The sequence below is a fragment of the Planctellipticum variicoloris genome (genome assembly GCF_030622045.1).
GTDB classification, from domain to species: Bacteria; Planctomycetota; Planctomycetia; order Planctomycetales; family Planctomycetaceae; genus Planctellipticum; species Planctellipticum variicoloris.
On the sequence record NZ_CP130886.1, the window covers coordinates 1,712,927 to 1,728,361 of the forward strand.

At 63.2% G+C, this 15,435-nt stretch carries 11 protein-coding genes; 3 read left to right on the top strand and 8 right to left on the bottom strand.

What is annotated here, in order from left to right:
* Window positions 1-171 precede the first annotated feature (171 nt).
* The 4 genes from SH412_RS06785 to SH412_RS06800 all read right to left on the bottom strand — a co-directional run bounded on the left by SH412_RS06785 (window position 172) and on the right by SH412_RS06800 (window position 4,404).
* The gene (locus tag SH412_RS06785; RefSeq protein WP_336522756.1) at window positions 172-2,070 is read right to left on the bottom strand and encodes a secretin N-terminal domain-containing protein; all 1,899 of its coding nucleotides are present in this window, start codon (window positions 2,068-2,070) and stop codon (window positions 172-174) included.
* Between the two features lie 2 nt (window positions 2,071-2,072).
* Window positions 2,073-2,345, bottom strand: coding sequence for a hypothetical protein (locus tag SH412_RS06790; RefSeq protein ID WP_336522757.1), 273 nt, complete (start codon window positions 2,343-2,345; stop codon window positions 2,073-2,075).
* Between the two features lie 162 nt (window positions 2,346-2,507).
* Window positions 2,508-3,230, bottom strand: coding sequence for a hypothetical protein (locus SH412_RS06795; RefSeq protein ID WP_336522758.1), 723 nt, complete (start codon window positions 3,228-3,230; stop codon window positions 2,508-2,510).
* A gap of 229 nt (window positions 3,231-3,459) precedes the next feature.
* The gene (locus SH412_RS06800; RefSeq protein WP_336522759.1) at window positions 3,460-4,404 is read right to left on the bottom strand and encodes an HDOD domain-containing protein; all 945 of its coding nucleotides are present in this window, start codon (window positions 4,402-4,404) and stop codon (window positions 3,460-3,462) included.
* 927 nt (window positions 4,405-5,331) lie between these two features.
* Here SH412_RS06800 and SH412_RS06805 point away from each other — a divergent pair.
* A complete protein-coding gene (locus tag SH412_RS06805; protein WP_336522760.1) occupies window positions 5,332-6,465 on the top strand; it encodes a PQQ-binding-like beta-propeller repeat protein in 1,134 nt (377 codons plus the stop codon).
* A 29-nt stretch (window positions 6,466-6,494) separates the two neighbouring features.
* On the opposite strand, the gene SH412_RS06810 is transcribed toward SH412_RS06805, so the two are convergent.
* Both SH412_RS06810 and SH412_RS06815 read right to left on the bottom strand, forming a co-directional pair.
* The gene (locus SH412_RS06810; protein WP_336522761.1) at window positions 6,495-7,628 is read right to left on the bottom strand and encodes a M20 family metallopeptidase; all 1,134 of its coding nucleotides are present in this window, start codon (window positions 7,626-7,628) and stop codon (window positions 6,495-6,497) included.
* 49 nt (window positions 7,629-7,677) lie between these two features.
* A complete protein-coding gene (locus SH412_RS06815) occupies window positions 7,678-8,613 on the bottom strand; it encodes a dienelactone hydrolase family protein (protein ID WP_336522762.1) in 936 nt (311 codons plus the stop codon).
* A gap of 395 nt (window positions 8,614-9,008) precedes the next feature.
* Here SH412_RS06815 and SH412_RS06820 point away from each other — a divergent pair, with 395 nt between their 5' ends.
* The gene (locus tag SH412_RS06820) at window positions 9,009-13,031 is read left to right on the top strand and encodes an inverse autotransporter beta domain-containing protein (RefSeq protein ID WP_336522763.1); all 4,023 of its coding nucleotides are present in this window, start codon (window positions 9,009-9,011) and stop codon (window positions 13,029-13,031) included.
* A gap of 144 nt (window positions 13,032-13,175) precedes the next feature.
* Here the strand turns inward: SH412_RS06820 and SH412_RS06825 are convergent, their stop codons facing one another.
* On the bottom strand, window positions 13,176-13,748 hold the full coding sequence (locus SH412_RS06825; RefSeq protein ID WP_336522764.1) for a VOC family protein: 573 nt from the start codon (window positions 13,746-13,748) through the stop codon (window positions 13,176-13,178).
* 204 nt (window positions 13,749-13,952) lie between these two features.
* Between SH412_RS06825 and SH412_RS06830 the strand changes: the two genes are divergently transcribed.
* On the top strand, window positions 13,953-14,858 hold the full coding sequence (locus SH412_RS06830; RefSeq protein WP_336522765.1) for a polyphosphate kinase 2 family protein: 906 nt from the start codon (window positions 13,953-13,955) through the stop codon (window positions 14,856-14,858).
* Between the two features lie 288 nt (window positions 14,859-15,146).
* Here SH412_RS06830 and SH412_RS06835 read toward each other — a convergent pair whose 3' ends face one another.
* The gene (locus SH412_RS06835; protein ID WP_336522766.1) at window positions 15,147-15,416 is read right to left on the bottom strand and encodes a transposase; all 270 of its coding nucleotides are present in this window, start codon (window positions 15,414-15,416) and stop codon (window positions 15,147-15,149) included.
* Between the last annotated feature and the right edge of the window lie 19 nt (window positions 15,417-15,435).

Here is a 15,435-nt window from a genome sequence, read left to right on the forward strand (position 1 = left end):
GCCGCCGGTCGACTGGCGGCCAGTTCCGGGCTGACGAAAAACCCGGTCCGGGTGAACCCCGCCAGCCGCGTAGTGTGGCAAGCCCCGCGACCACCGACAACCGAGCGTACCGCCGGACGATGAACTTTCCCGGCGCACGACCGGGCCCGACCGCGATTGCCAGAAGTCCGCCTATTTCCTGACGGAGGATTCCTGCGGCCCCTCGGCCACAGGCCAGCTTCCCCGAATTCGGGGCGTCAAAAGGATCAGGATTTCTCGATTGGAAGAACCCGCCGATTCGACGATCCCGCCAACCAGCACCGTCGTCCCCTCGCGCAGCTTCACATCCGCCGAGAGCACCGCCGTCCCGGAATGCGGATGAGGGTGGCGTTCCTCGATCACCAGTTGAAACTCTCCCGTCGGCAGCGCGGCCGGGCGGACGCGCAGGCGCCGTTCCGTCCCGTCGACTTCCCCTGCCGCCAGCGGCGCCAGGCTCGACAGCACCAGCTCCACCGGCTGCCGATTGCGAACCCGCACGCGCGGAACTCCGATCGGATGCGTCGCCGCCATGTGACTCAGCATCGCGACCACAGCCCGACCGTCCCCCTTCACAAACGCATATTTCAGCCCGCCCGGAGCCTGGAGAAACTCTCCCGCAGGCGACTCGACCGTCGTCAACGCCGCGACCGTTTCGTGACTGCCGCCGCAGATCGGACAGGGAATCGGCACCCGTTTGACCAGCTCCCGCCCCGTCAGCGTGACGCCGTTCGCATACGCCCCGGTCAGATCGACGCTGAAAACCTGCGCCGTCAGGTCGACCTCCACCAGCGGAACGTCGAACTGCCGCAGCATCCGCTCGACCTCGGACATAACCTCCGGCCGATCGCGAACCAGCAGCGTCCCGTGCGGCTCCGCCGTCTCATCCACCGCCGGACCGGCCTCCATCGCCGAAATCTGACCAACCTCCGGAGTCAGCATCGGACGCAAAAACTCCGCCAGCTCCCGCGCACTGACGTGACGCGGCACGAACGTGCGAGCCTCCGGCTCCGGCAGACGACTGGCCCGCGCCCCCGCTTCCAACGTGCTCAGGACGCGCCAGATCGCTGCGTCCCGCTCCACAACGCACGACTGCGAACTCGCCAGCAACGCGAGCAGTTCCTCCAGCGACTTCTGCTTCAGAATCACAGACACCCGCCCCTGGACGGCCGGACTCACCACAATCTCCACCCCGACCGCCAGCGCGATCTGTCGAAACACCTCGCCCGTCTCCGCTTGCCGGGCCTCCAGATCGAACAGCGGCGGCTCGGCGGCCGACTTGTCGAGCTGGATGGCCTGGGGCGCCGTCTCCACAACCGGAGTCTTCTGCTCCGCCGCGGTCCGCAGTTCCTGCAGGCCATTCTCCAGCACCTGCAGCCGACGTTCCTCTTCAAAGCGTTCGAGCCGCCGCGTCACAGCCTCGAACTGGCGCGAATGCTGCTCCAGCCGATCCGAGAACACGGCGTCCAGCCGCGTTTCCAGCGACTTGACCCGATCGCGCCATTCGTCGTCGGATCGGGACGAATGCGCTGCGGCGGACCGTACATCAAACGGCAGAACATCCAGCGTCACGCTGGGCCGCGAATCCGCCGACTCGGGCCTCGCCACCGGCGATTCCGCCAGCGGCTCGACGTCGGCGACCCAGTCCGGAACCGGAACCGCCGGCGTCGCTTCTTGTGCCGGATCGAACTCCACTGAGTCCGGATCGCGCGAGGCGATTCGAATTCCGGCGCGAGGCGGCGGTGAACCGGCCGCTCGGGGGACCTCTGCGGCCGGGGCGGCATCCCCCGACAGGGCAACGCTGCCGGAAAGATGCGGGCTGGTCCGGTCGGCAATCTGGATGTCCGCAGCCGGTTCTGCCGGCGTCACGTCCCGCAGCGGCGGAGGACTGGATTGTCGGGAATGGAACCGCGGAATCCGCGCCAGCCGAGAATCGCTCGTCCGCGCAGTTTGCGGGAACAGCGGCATGCTGGCGAGCAGCAAAACCGGCACGCCGATCGCCAGTACCATGGCGCCGATCGCGGAATGAAACGGACGCTGCGGCCCCGCAAACATGATCAGCGGCCTCCCGGAGTCGCCCTTGGGACGTCCGCGCCGGCGCCAGTCGGCGCGAGGCTCGCGAGATCGTGATTCAGCAGCCGCCAGTCGATATCGACCGCAACCCTTCCCGGAACGCTGCTCACATCGCTTCGCGCCGTCGCCGAACGCGCAGCCGAACCGGTGGTCGTCTCGGCAATGACTCGCCCCCACAGCAGGCCGCCGCCGAGAATCAGACCGGAAAACACCAGACGTTCCACGGCAGACCGCCGGGCGGCAGGCAGCGTTAACACGGATTGGCCCCAGACAGTCACGGAAAAACGTGGCCCGTGCGCGCCGGCTTCCGCCGGGCGCGCCCTGTCTGGTATATCGACGTGAGCAATTTGCCGACTGGCGACAATTCCGGAAAAACCGTCAAAGTCCCCGGGGCGGGGAACTTGCAGCCGTTTCGCCGGCTACAGGGGCTCGGTAGTCGTTGACGGCGGAACCTCGTCCGTGCGAATCCGAACCTGCAGAGAACCCAGCATTTCCGTGATCTCGGCCTCGCGCCGATTGATGAACATCACGTTGTCGAGCACGAACGCCCTGGGCTCGCTGCTGGGCTGCAGAATCAGACGCCCGCTGCGAAACAGCATGTACTCGAAGACGTCGTCGATCTCCTTCGTAATCCGCAGGTTCGGAGCGTTGAACCGTTCGAGATTGCTCATGAAACCGTGGTGGTGCAGCAATTCGTTCGGACGGACTTCCCAGTAGTCGAACCGGACCAGGACGAAGACGACCAGATAAATCATCGCCAGAATGCTTGCGAAGCAGAAGTAGAAGGTCGCATTCGCATGCGGGCGGATCTTGGTGAGCAGGTCGTAGACCGAAGGCATGAAGCTCGGAAATGAGGTCGCTGTCAGGATTAATCCCAGAACCACGGCCATGATCAGGAAGAACAGCGTCAGCGACGTGGTCCGGGGAAAGTCGAACGCCAGGACCACGATGTTCACGCCGAACATCCACAGGAAGATCACGCCGAGCCATTCGGCGGTCTTCGAGGTCTCGCCGACCACCAGCATCACGATCCCCGCGATGATCGCCGTCAAGAACGTCGGATAGAGCAGCACGATCTTCGGGTAGGAGATCAGGAAGACCGGCTTCATGGCTTTGCCGCTGGCGGGCTTGGACTCCGTCACGTTTCCGTCTCCTCACGAGGACGCTCGGGGTGAATTCCTGGTCACGGACCGGCCGCTTCGTCGCACACCCGACCCGCCGCACTGTATCTGTCCCGCTCAGTCCACGCCAGCGTTTGAGGACAGACGCCAATCGTGAGAAATTTCGCGAGATCGCCGCGGGAAACGCGGGTACCGTCGGAACGGATCACGAATCCCCTTCGGAATTCCGCGACGGCCGACTGGAACGGAGTCAGGCCGGCGCCGCCTCGGCGGCCGGACGCTGTTCCAGGAACTGCCGACACCGTCGCATGAGGGGATAGTCGTTCCCGACCCCCATGCCGATCTCCGCCTGCTGCGCATCGACGGTCTCGACCAGCTCCTCGAACCGAAAGGCCGGCCACTTCGTCTCCAGCAGCGCGAGCTGATCCAGCCCCGACAGGCTTTGTCGGAGCTGATCGGGCAACAGGGCCGACAGCGCGACCGCGGCGACAGACGTCCGAGCGAGTCGCGGGTCGGCCAGCACGCGCAGGCCCCGGTGATGAAACAGCACGCAGCAGACCAGCTCATCCGGCAGCTTCCAGCGGTGCGCCATCGCCGCCGCAACGACAGCATGGTCGCAGCCGATCGACTGCTGCTCGTACTCGATAATGCAGTCGGGCAGATCGTCCCGCTGCGTCGTAAACGCCAGGTACTGATCGAAGAATTCGTTGCTCAGAACGGGCAGCAGATAGTCCTGCAGCAGAGCGCCGGCGAACGCTACCTCCGGGTCGCTTTTCAGCATCTTCGCAGTTTCCCTCGCAAAGATCGCCCGTTGCAGGCTGGTGTTCCAGAAGCTGGTCTGGTTGATCAACTTCGACTGCCGGGCGCGGATCGCCGCCTGCGCCCCGACCGTCACCACCAGCAATTTGCTTTGACGCAGCCCCAGCAGGGCGAGGGCCTGCCGGGCCGTTTTCGCCTTCTGCTTCAATCCGACAAACGCCGAATTCACATTGCGCAGCAGCTCGACCGTCAATCCCGTGTCGGTTTCGACAATCGCGGCCAGTTCCCGCAGATCGACATCCGGCCGCTGAGACGCCGCGATGAATCGGGTCACCGCCAGGGGCAACGCCGGAAGCTGCAGAGTCGTGGGAAGGACGTCCAGCGTGAAGCTGGCCAGCGACTCCTCGATCAATTGCGCCCAGTCGGTTTCCGCCATCGTCGAACCTTGTCCACCTTCCCTGAAAAAATCCCCATCAGTGAATCTTCTCGCGGAACTGAGATCTGCTCCGGATTTTCGATTTTCGAGGAATATCCGCTCGAAATTCCAGATCTCCGAGACTGAACTGTACGTTGAAAACTTTCGAAAACAGGAACTGAACGGGAACTCTGCCGCCAATTCACGCCTCTACGTCAGGTGACTCCCTGCTGACGGACGCATTGCAGGAGATCGTCCGATCAGACCGGTCAATCGGGCTGAGCGGCGAGTTCGGAACTTTTGCTTGCTCCGGAGTTGTTCATCTGTTATTTTGTGAACACCTCTTGCGTCGCCCGCCAGTAGTTGACCTTGCTCTACTCTCCGTCCCGTGGAAGCTCCCGAAACATGGCACGTTATCGCGCCCGCTTGGCCGTTCTGGCGACGATCGTGTTCGCAGCCGGTTGCGGAGGGCCTCAACCCCTCCCGACCGCCCAGCAGAATCCCTTCGGGGAGGGCGGCTCGTCCGCCGGCGCCCCCGTCGTTGCTCCCACCCCCGCAACGCCGACCGTTGCCCCCGTATCTCCGGCCGTCTCGACGGCGAGCCCGGGCATGGCGCACTCCCCTCAGGCGTCGCCCGCTCCAACATTGGCGGCAGCATCCAATTCCGCTCCCACCCCTGCGACGACAACGCCCCTGGTCCCTCCGACCGCCGTTCCTCCGTTCATTTCTCCGTCACCTGGCCCCCGTCCGACAACGCCACTGGCCACTCCGTCAACCGCATCGCCGACGGTCGCGTCGCGCAAGCCCGTGACGCCCGAATTGCCGGTGACACCGTCCCCGACGATTCCCGCTACGACGGGGGACGCGCCACCCTTGGACTCCCGCGAAGACTGGCCGCAGTTCCGCGGACCAGAGGGAACGGGCCGGTCCGGGACCGCAAAACCGCCCGTGAAGTGGTCTGCCAAAGAACATCTCGTCTTCGCGGCCCCGCTGGCGGGGGCAGGGGCCTCCAGCCCGGTGATTCTGGGACGCGACCTGTATCTGACCGAATACCTTGCCGTCGGTGTCGACCCGAAGCGGGCGGGCCGCCCCGCCAGCGTCGAACGGTACATCCTCTGTCTTGACGCCGACACCGGCGAGGAACGCTGGCGAACCGAAGTCGGGACCGACGAAAAGTCTCCAGCGCTCAACGGATTCATCGCGAAGCATGGCTATACCTCGTCGACCCCCATTTCCGACGGCCAGCGCGTTTTTGCCTACTTTGGCCACGTCGGTTTGAGCGCCGTCGAATCGGATGGAACCGTCATCGGCACAAAGCCCCTGGGGAACAAGCTGACGCAGCTCGGCTGCTGGTCTTCGCCAATTTCCTATGGTTCGACGATCATTCTGAACGCTTCGGTCGAAGGCGAAGGACTCGTTGCCCTCGACTCGGACGGCAACGAAGTCTGGTCGCATCCGGTCGCAAAGGCCTCGGCGGCCGCCCCCGTGCTGGTGCAGACCGCCGAAGGGACGGAAGAACTGGTTCTCAGCGGCCCCGATGAAATTGTCGGCCTCAATCCCGAGACCGGCGAGCAACTCTGGCGGGCCGACGGAATCAAGGAAACCGTCTACACCAGCCCCGTTGCCCAGGACGGCGTGATTTACATTGCGGGTGGCAAAGAAGGCACCGTGCTGGCGATCCGGGCGGGGGGCAAAGGGGACGTGACCTATTCGCATCGCGTCTGGAAATGCAAAGAAAGCCCCGAATACGCCTCCCCGGTGTGGCATGACGGGCGTCTGTTCCTCGTGGGACAGGACGGTCGCGTGACCGCGCTCGTGAGCGAGACCGGCCAGCTCGCGGGACAGCGCCAACTTCCGGACGCCACCGTTTTCGCATCACCGCTCATCGCCGACGGACGCCTTTACGTCGTCACTCGCGAAAAAGGGGTCTTCGTCCTGTCCGCCGACGAGAAGCTCGAAATTCTTGCCCAGAACCGGATTGCCGGCGACAACACGCCGTTCAATGCCAGTCCGGCGGTCATCGGTTCGCGGATTTACCTTCGGTCGAACAAAGCCCTCTACTGCTTCAGCGAGGAAAACTGAAAGACGCCTCGCTGACGGTTCTCAGCCCTTCAGCAGACGCTCCGGATCAGGTTCTCGTAGATCGCCGCCCCTCGTTCGAGTTGCTCCAGGGCAATCCACTCGTCGTCCGTATGAGCCTGCTGAATGCTCCCCGGTCCAAACACCGCGAGCGAGTGCATCTCGGTGAATGCAACCCCGTCCGTTCCGTAAGCCACAGTCTTCGACGCCGACCGCCCGGCAAGTGCCAGAAGCCGCCGAATGAACGGCGCGGCGGGATCCGTGTAAACCGGATCTCCCTGGCACTCAAGCGTCAATTCCACCCCTTCCGACGCCGCGACGCGTTGCATTCGTTCGATCAGCTCCCCGGGCGGCTGGCCTGGCATCGGACGAAAGTAGATGGTGCAGACGCTCTGCGGCGGAGTGATATTCACCGCCGGAGTGTGGTCGTTGATGCCAATGTTCCAACTGATCCACGGCGGATCGAACTCCGGGTGCAGCCAGCGCGGATCGGTCTGCGTTTCATCATGAATCCGCCGCGCTTCCGCAAGCACCGGAATCATCGCCAGATTGGCGTTCAGCCCGCCACGGGTGCTCGAATGGGCCGCTCGGCCGCGGGACACAATTCGCATTCCGTAAATGCCTTTGTGCCCGTGCACGACTTCCAGCTCGGTCGGCTCGCCGATAAGCCCTTCGGCGCGACCGGCCACCGCCTCGCGATACAGCGGTGAATGACGAACCAGATGTCGGGCGCCGTGAAACCCCACCTCTTCATCCGCGGTGCAGAACACGTAGACCGGCGCCCGCAAGCTCGCCGCATCGACCTGACTCGCCGCCGCAATGAAACAGCCGACGGAGCCCTTCATATCGCAACTGCCGCGACCGTAGAGTCGGCCCTCGCGGACAGCAGGCTCGAACGGACCGCTCCCCGCAAAGGACCAGGACGAAACCGGCACAACGTCCGTATGGCCAAAATAAGCCAGTCCGCCGACCCCGGCTCCCCGCCGGCCGGCAACATTGAACTTCGGAACGCCGAACGGATCGGCGAACTCCTGAACCTCCACCTGAAAGCCTGCGGACTCCAGCAGGTCGGCGGCAACCATCGCGGCCCCGCGATTGGAGTCGATGCTGACGGAAGGGGCCGCAACGAGGCGGGACACGTTTTCTACCACTCGATCGATCAGCACCCGCAACTCCCCCTGTGGACTCTCTTTCCCGGAATCGACCCTCCGCCGATCAGGCCGGGATTGGCAGATGGCGACCGAACCACTGAAGGGTTCGTTCCCACATCCCCTCCGACAGGACATGCCCCGCCCCGGCTTCAATGAACGCCGAGAACTTGTCGCCGGCGTGCATGCTGTCGTAGGCCCGCTGAATGTTCGGCAGCGCCTCGCGAACGTCTTCAATCGGACTCCCCCGATCCAGCTCGCCGAAGTTCAACAGCAGCGGTCGGGGAGCAATCAGGGCCGCGATATCGGGAGTATCGCCGAACGCCTGCAGTCCCGGAATGAAATTCGGGAAGCAGTGCAGCAGCTTCTCGCGGTGAATCCCTTTGTATGTCGGCAGGCAGCAGTTTCCGACCAGGCACTTGATCCTCGGTTCCCAGGGACCCGCCAGCCACGTGTGAGTCGACCCCATCGAGTGACCGTAACAGCCAATCTGATCGGCCCGGACTTCCGGTCGGCTCGCGAGGAAGTCGATCGACCGTTTCATATCCAGAATGTTCCGCCAGGCCATGCACTGGCCGGCCAAAGTGTATCTCAGAAACTCGAAACGCTCGAACTCTCCCCCCTTGAGCCGGGAATCCTGGCGCTCTTCGAAACAGAGCGCGTCCGGGCAAAGGACGACATATCCCTGCCGGGCCAGCGCGAGACCCGTGTGGTGCATCGGGTTGCCCGCCAACCCGGCAGGTTCCGACTTCCCGAGATGCCATTCCCCGTTGTGCTGATGCCAGACGGCGATCGCCGGGGCCGGCCGCGCCGCATCGACGCCCGCCGGAATCAGCAGCAGCGCCGGAATGGAATCCCCCGGAAACACATCGTAGAACAGCGACTCGATCCGCACCCCCTCCCGCTGCAGCGTTTCACGAAGCCGAACATTCAGCGGGACGGGGGCAGGCCAGTCGCCGCCCAGGCACTTCAGCAGTCGATCGCGAAAGTCGGCCGTCGCCATTTTTGCGCCTTGATGAGCGGTGGAGCGGACGTCGTAAGTGTAGTCGTCTCAAAATCCAGCGTCACCTCTCCCGGTGGATCGGGGACCGACTTTCGGGTCGCCCGAACGCCGAAAAAACGGCGATCGACGACCAATTCATCGCAGGACCGGGCGGCGCGATGGCGTGGAACGACATCGGATCGGCAGCTCCTGCCGATGACCATTCCGACTCGTCGAATCTCCTCCGGATTCCACCGATTTGCTGATGATCTGCCGGCAATTCGGATTGATCGTCAAATTCGGCGGAACTAAAACCCCAGCCTCATTTCCCGATTTGCCAATCAGTTTCGGTCAAGCCCTCGCGTCCGGTCCCGGGACGTGAGTTCTCGCCGCCCGTCCCTGCAGAGGTGGTATCGATGCACGCGTCGAATTGCAGACGTGAAATCCAGTTCCTGACGCTCGCCCGGCAGGCCCTCTGGGCCGGCTTGGCGATTCTGGCGTCGATCTGGGCCGTTCCGGCGTTCGGCCAGGACAGCTCGCCCGTCACGACCGACGACGGCGGCTTCCTGTTCAGCGACCGCTTTACCGGGCGCCGCGGAGAAGCCTATGGAGCGGTCTTCCGCCTCGGTGTCGAAACCGGGCCGGCGATCGGCCGTGAGGACACCCTCATCCCCCTGGAATTCATGCCCTACGGATTCCTGTTTGACGAGGCGATGGTCTTCGGCGACCTGCGCGGATTCCGGTCTACCAAAGACAACTGGGGCGCTAACGTCGGCGGCGGCTATCGACACTACATTTCAGCCTGGGACCGGATCGTCGGGGTCAACGGCTTCTTCGACTACGACAACACGAGCGGCGGACTCTTTCGTCAGTTCGGCGGCGGCCTCGAAACCTACGGAAAGTTCTGGGACGCCCGAGTCAACGCCTACTTTCCCACCGGCGCCACGAACAAGCAGCTCGATATCTCCGTGGTCCCGAACAGCGCCAAGTTCATCACGAACTATCTCTACTTCGATCAGCAGCGAATCATCGGCAACGCTCTTCGCGGCGTCGACATGGAAGTCGGCGTCCCGCTGCTGGGCGATTTCCTGACCGATCACGACGTTCGGCTCTTCGCGGGCTGGTATCACTACGAGAGCGACGAGACCATCAGTACCTGGGGCTGGAAAGGACGCCTGCAGGGAGACGTCACTCCCAGCGCATCGCTGGCCCTGGAAGTCACCCATGATAAAGTCTTCGACACGAACGTGATCTTCGGCGCATCCTGGAGCTACGGCGGATACCGCCAGCCCGACGACGAACCCAAGTCGACCTTCGACCGCATGACGACGCGCGTCCGCCGCAATTACAACGTGGTCGTCTCCCGCGACACGATCATCGACACGAACATCATCGCGATCAACCCGACGACTCAGAACCCCTACTTCTTCGAGCATGTGGCCAGCTACGCCCCGGCCGGAGGAAACGGCACGGTCGAGGATCCGTTCCAGACGATCGCCGAGGCGCAGGCGCAGGCGGGCGGGGACATCATCTATGTCCACGCCAACAGCGTCTACAACGGCGGCCCCAACAGCGCCGTCACCCTCGAAGAAGGCGTGCGGGTTCTCGGCGAAGGCAACGGCGTCCGGCACTTTGTCGTCGTCAGCGGACTCGGCTCGATCGAGCTGCCTCGCGCACAACCCAATCTGCCGAACCGACCCACGTTCCTCAGCTCTCCGGGCGACGCAGTCACCCTCGCCAACAACGCCGAATTCAGCGGGTTCATCATCGGCGATCCGAACGATCCGCTGCTTGGCCCGACGGGTCACGGCATCTTCGGCGATGCCGTCGGCGGCGTCACCATTCGCCAGACCGACGTGAACTACGCCGCTCTGGATGGCATCCATCTGGAAAACACCATCGGCCAGATTCAGATGCGCGGCGATCGGATTTTCAACTCGACCGAGACGGCCCTGAACATTCAGGGCGGTTCGGGAAATATTCTGTTCGTCGACGACGCAAGCTCCGGTGCACAGGGCATCATCGATAAGACCGGCGGCACCGGCTACGGCCTGCTGGTCTCGGGCACGTCTCCAGGACTCGCCAGTTCCGTCGTCATGGTCGACGGCGGCACGACGCAGGCCGATATCAACACGTCGGGAGTTCAAGGCATCCTGATCGACAATGCCGGCGGATCGGTCATCGTCGGCAACACGAATATCGCCGGTTCTCCGGAAAACGCGATCGAGGTGCTCAGCGGAGCCGGCAACGTGACGTTCGGCGGAACGGTCAACGTGAGCAATTCGTCGACGGCGGGGACCGGCGACAGCAGCGCCATCCTCATCACGGACAAGCCGGTCGGCACGACGGTGCTGTTTGCCCAGCCGGTGAACATTTCGAGCCGCAACGAACGCGGATTCGGGTACTTCAACAACGCGTCCAGCCTCGCGTTCCGGGACACGTTGACGATCAACGCAACGACGACCAGCAGCTCGATCCTGCCGGCCCTCGAATACCAGAATAACTCTGGAAACGCCCGATTTGAGGACATCTCTATCAATGGCAGTTCCGTCGAAGGCATCCTGATCGGCACGCCGCTGCTCGCCAGTAACAACTCGGGGTCTTTCATTGTCACCGGAACCACCGCGATTACGAACGCGGATACGGGCGTGCTGATCGAGGACGACGACGCCACTGTGCAGTTCAACGGGCTGAGCATCACCGGCTACGGAACCGACGCGATCGTGGTCCGGAACAACCGGTCCCTGGTTTCGTTCCTCGGCAACACGCTGATCGACGGAACGGCCAACACTCTGGTTCGCGAACCGGCGATCCTGATCCACGACAACACCGGCGACATCTCCTTCCAGACGGTTTCGATCTCGAACGTCACCGGATCGAGCAGCCAGACCCTGCCCGACCCCAACGGCCCGAATCCCGACATCGCTTACGCTTCGGGCGTGACGATCTTCGACAACCCCGCCAGCGTCAATTTCAGCTCGCTCAGCGTCGACACCGTCTTCGGCGCCGGTCTGCTTGCGTTCAACGTCGGAACCACGACGACGGACTTCACCACGAACCTGGTGACGGGCACGGGCGGTCTGACGATCGGCGGGGGTGCGTTCACCGCAACCACCAACGCCAACACCGAATCGGCGATCAACATTCAGGAGTCCGTCATGAACGTGACTCTGAACAGCGTCGACGTCTTCAGCTACACCAGCGCGATCAATCTGATCAACAACGTCGGCGTGGGGACCCCGACCGTCACGACGAACGGATCGTTCCCGACTTCGATGCCGGCGGCGTTTACGATTACGGGGGCGTCGGGAGTGCTGCGGAGCGGCGGCGTCATGTCCGGCGGCTTCGCCAGCAACATCTTCGTCCGCAACTCCGGCGACATCAGCCTCAGCAACATCGAATCGAGCCTCTCGCTCAACTCCGGGATCGACGTCGCCGACACGCGATCGCTCTTTGTCTTCAACGGCGATTTCACCGGCAACCTCGATCACGGCATCGTTGTGGCGGATGTGCCGCTCGTCGCGATCGACAGCTCGAGGCTCAGCAACAACGGATCGACGGCCGGCCCGAACAACGAAATCCGGCTGACCGGTTCGATCAGCAGCTCCACGCTCGACGACACTTACACGCGGATCAACGCCACGCAGATTCTGGGATACAACTGGGCGATTACGAACAACGTGATCGTCGACGGCGCCGGCGACAACACCGACGAAGTGATCTTCATCAGCGGCAACAACAACGCATCGCCGCTGACGCTCGTCGTCGACGGCAACGCCATTTCGTCGTCGGAGGCGGTGTCGACGGACGTGGAGCTCGTCTGGGCCGGGCCGCTCCAGGCTTCGTTCACCCGGAACATCTTTAATACGACGGGGGGACTGTCGACCGGTCTCGACATCCGGGCTCAATCCAATAACTCGACGTCCGACATCCAGATCCTGTCGAATCAGTTCGGGGGATCGCTGGGCGGCAACACTGGCCTGAACGTCGCGACCAGCGGCCCGTCGTCCGTGCTCGTGGGGAGCTACGCCAATACGGGAGTGGGGAATATCTTCAACCTGAACGGGTCCCTGGGGACGAACAACACCGTCGTGAACAACATCGGCATGCAATTCAACTTCGCTCCGAACACGTTCGCGAGCATTTACGACAATCAGATGACGATGAACGGAGACGGCGACACGGCGATCGACGTGATCTTTGCGTCGGGGCCCGGCACGACGCTGGCAGTCAACAACAACCTGATCAACATGAACGGGCAGAACGGCGGCGCTCTCGAAGAGGGCATCGTGATCGAGTCTGTGATCGGGACGGTCAATCTGTTCGGCACTCAGAACAACATCATCAACTTCAACAACTCGAACTTCTTCAACACCTACCGGTTCCCGCCGACGGGGATCAACGGGACGATCATCATCAACGGGGCGGCCGTTCCGTAACGGCGGGCGTCCTGGCGACGAAGTTGTCGTGCGTTCGACGAACGCGGCATTCACAAAAAAAAGAGTCCCCCGCGGCCAATGGCTGCGGGGGACTTTTGCTTTGACGGCCTGAATTGCGGGCGAACGACGCGGGGACGTTGCGACTTACGGTTTTTTCCAGGGGCCGACCAGTTCGATCAGGTTTCCGTCGGGATCGCGGAAGTTGGCGAGGGCGAGGCCCTCGGGGAAGCCGGCCGGGAGGGGCTGGGGGCATTTTGCGATCGGCTTGGCGCCGTGTTCGGCGGCGTGTTTGACGGCGGCGTTGACGTCTTTGACGACGATCGTCAGGTAGCGGATGCCGTAGGTCGAGTGGATGAAGCTCTGGTCGACGCGGGCGCCGGGCGAGGTTCTGGTCTGGATCAGCTTGAGCTTCGTCGCGCCCGGTCCCTCGCCGAGGGTCAGCACGTGCACGTGGAGCGGCAGGTTGTTCGACAGGCCGGTGTCAGTCGAGAACTGGGCGGGGACGTCGAACGACGGGGCCTCGCGGAAACCGAGGGCGTCTTTGTAGAAGGCGAGGGACTTTTCGGCGTCGCTGACGCACATGCCGATGTCGATCGTCGGGGTGGCGAACGGGCTGTCGGCAGAGTCCTGCTGTGCACGGCCGATCAGAGTTCCGAGGGCGACGAGCGCGGCGCCGGCGGCCAGAAGCTTTCCACGGGTCTTGAGACGTTGCAGCATGCGGGAGTCCTCTCGGCAATCGAATGGAACTGGAGCTGGGCGGGGGCGGCGACGTTCCCGCCCCGAATCGGCGTTCACGGTACCGCGGCGCGAGGCGGCGGGGCAATCGAGCGAGTCCGCCCGTGCATTCGGGGGGGCGATCCGCTTATGCTGGCGAGTCCTGTCTGGCTGCTGCCGTCTTCAAATCCATATCTGGGGGTCCGCATGAATGATCTCGATCGGCTCGTCGACCGCTTTCGCGTTGTCCCCGAGAAGAAGTTTCGGCTGCGCGACCATTCTCCGGGGTGGGAGGGGAATGAAGACGTTCCGGAGGAGCAGCGGCGGGACATTGCCGCCAAGCTGCTGGAGACCAGCGTTCGCGAGGTGGCGGAGGCTCAGGAGCTGCTGTACGCCTCGGACACGTGGTCGGTGCTGGTGATTTTTCAGGCGATGGACGCGGCGGGGAAGGACAGCACGATCAAGCACGTGATGTCGGGGGTGAATCCGCAGGGGGTGAGCGTTACGAGTTTCAAGCATCCGTCGGCGATGGAGCTGGATCACACGTATCTGTGGCGTTGCATGAGCGCGCTGCCGGAGCGGGGGCGGATCGGGATCTTCAACCGGTCTTACTATGAAGAGGTCCTGGTGGTGCGCGTCCATCCGGAGCTGGTGGCGGCGCAGCGGATTCCGGATGCGGACCCGTCGAAGAAGAAGTTCTGGAAAGGGCGGTACGAAGACATCAATCAGATGGAGCATCATCTGTCGCGGAACGGGACGCGGATCATCAAGTTTTTCCTGAACGTGTCGAAGGACGAGCAGCGGAAGCGGTTTCTGGAGCGAGTGAACGAGCCGAACAAGCACTGGAAGTTTTCGCCGTCGGACCTTCAGGAACGGGCGTTCTGGGACGACTACCAGAAGGCGTATCAGGAGATGCTGGAGCAGACGAGCACGCGATGGGCGCCGTGGTACGTGATTCCCGCGGACCATAAATGGGTGACGCGGGCCGCCGTCGCTCATATTCTGGCCCGCGAGATCGGCAGGCTGGATGTCAAGTACCCGGAGGTGAGCGATGCGCAGCGGGCGGAGATTGAAGAGGCGCGGCTGCGGCTGGATGCGGAAGGAGGAGAATGAAGGCTGGAACGGCCCCACGGAACGGAGCCGCGCCAGGTAGCCTGTTGAAGAACTTGGAGACAGACAGGAATGTCTGTCCCACCTGAAGAGAATTCGTCCGAGAAGGCGGCCCCGACATTCCTGTCCGGGCGATTTGCTGAAATTCTTCAACGCGCTGTTCAATCGCCGGCCACGATGGTGAGGCGCGCGGACTTTTCTCCGTTCGCCGTGGACAACTCTCTGACAACTTCGAAGACCCTCACCCTGCGCTCTCCCACTGAAGACAGCGGGAGAGGGGACAAGACTGGCTCATCCGGCGAATGCGCTCTGACTGCGGTGCAGGCGGAGGAGTGTGAGTTTGCAGAACTCCTTGTCGCGGTCGCCAAACGCTTGCCGCTGCAGAAGTTTGATCTTGTTGTTCTTCCCTTCCAGCAGGCCCGTGCCGATCAGGTGGTCGTACCAGGCCTGAATCCCCTGCCGGCGCTTGCGCAACGTGCTGGCAGACTTGCGCTGCGGGGAACGGGGCGGAAATCTCCGGGGGAATGTTGAAAGTCTGGCGATGGGGCCGCCGATCTGCAAAACTTGGGTGAGCGATCAT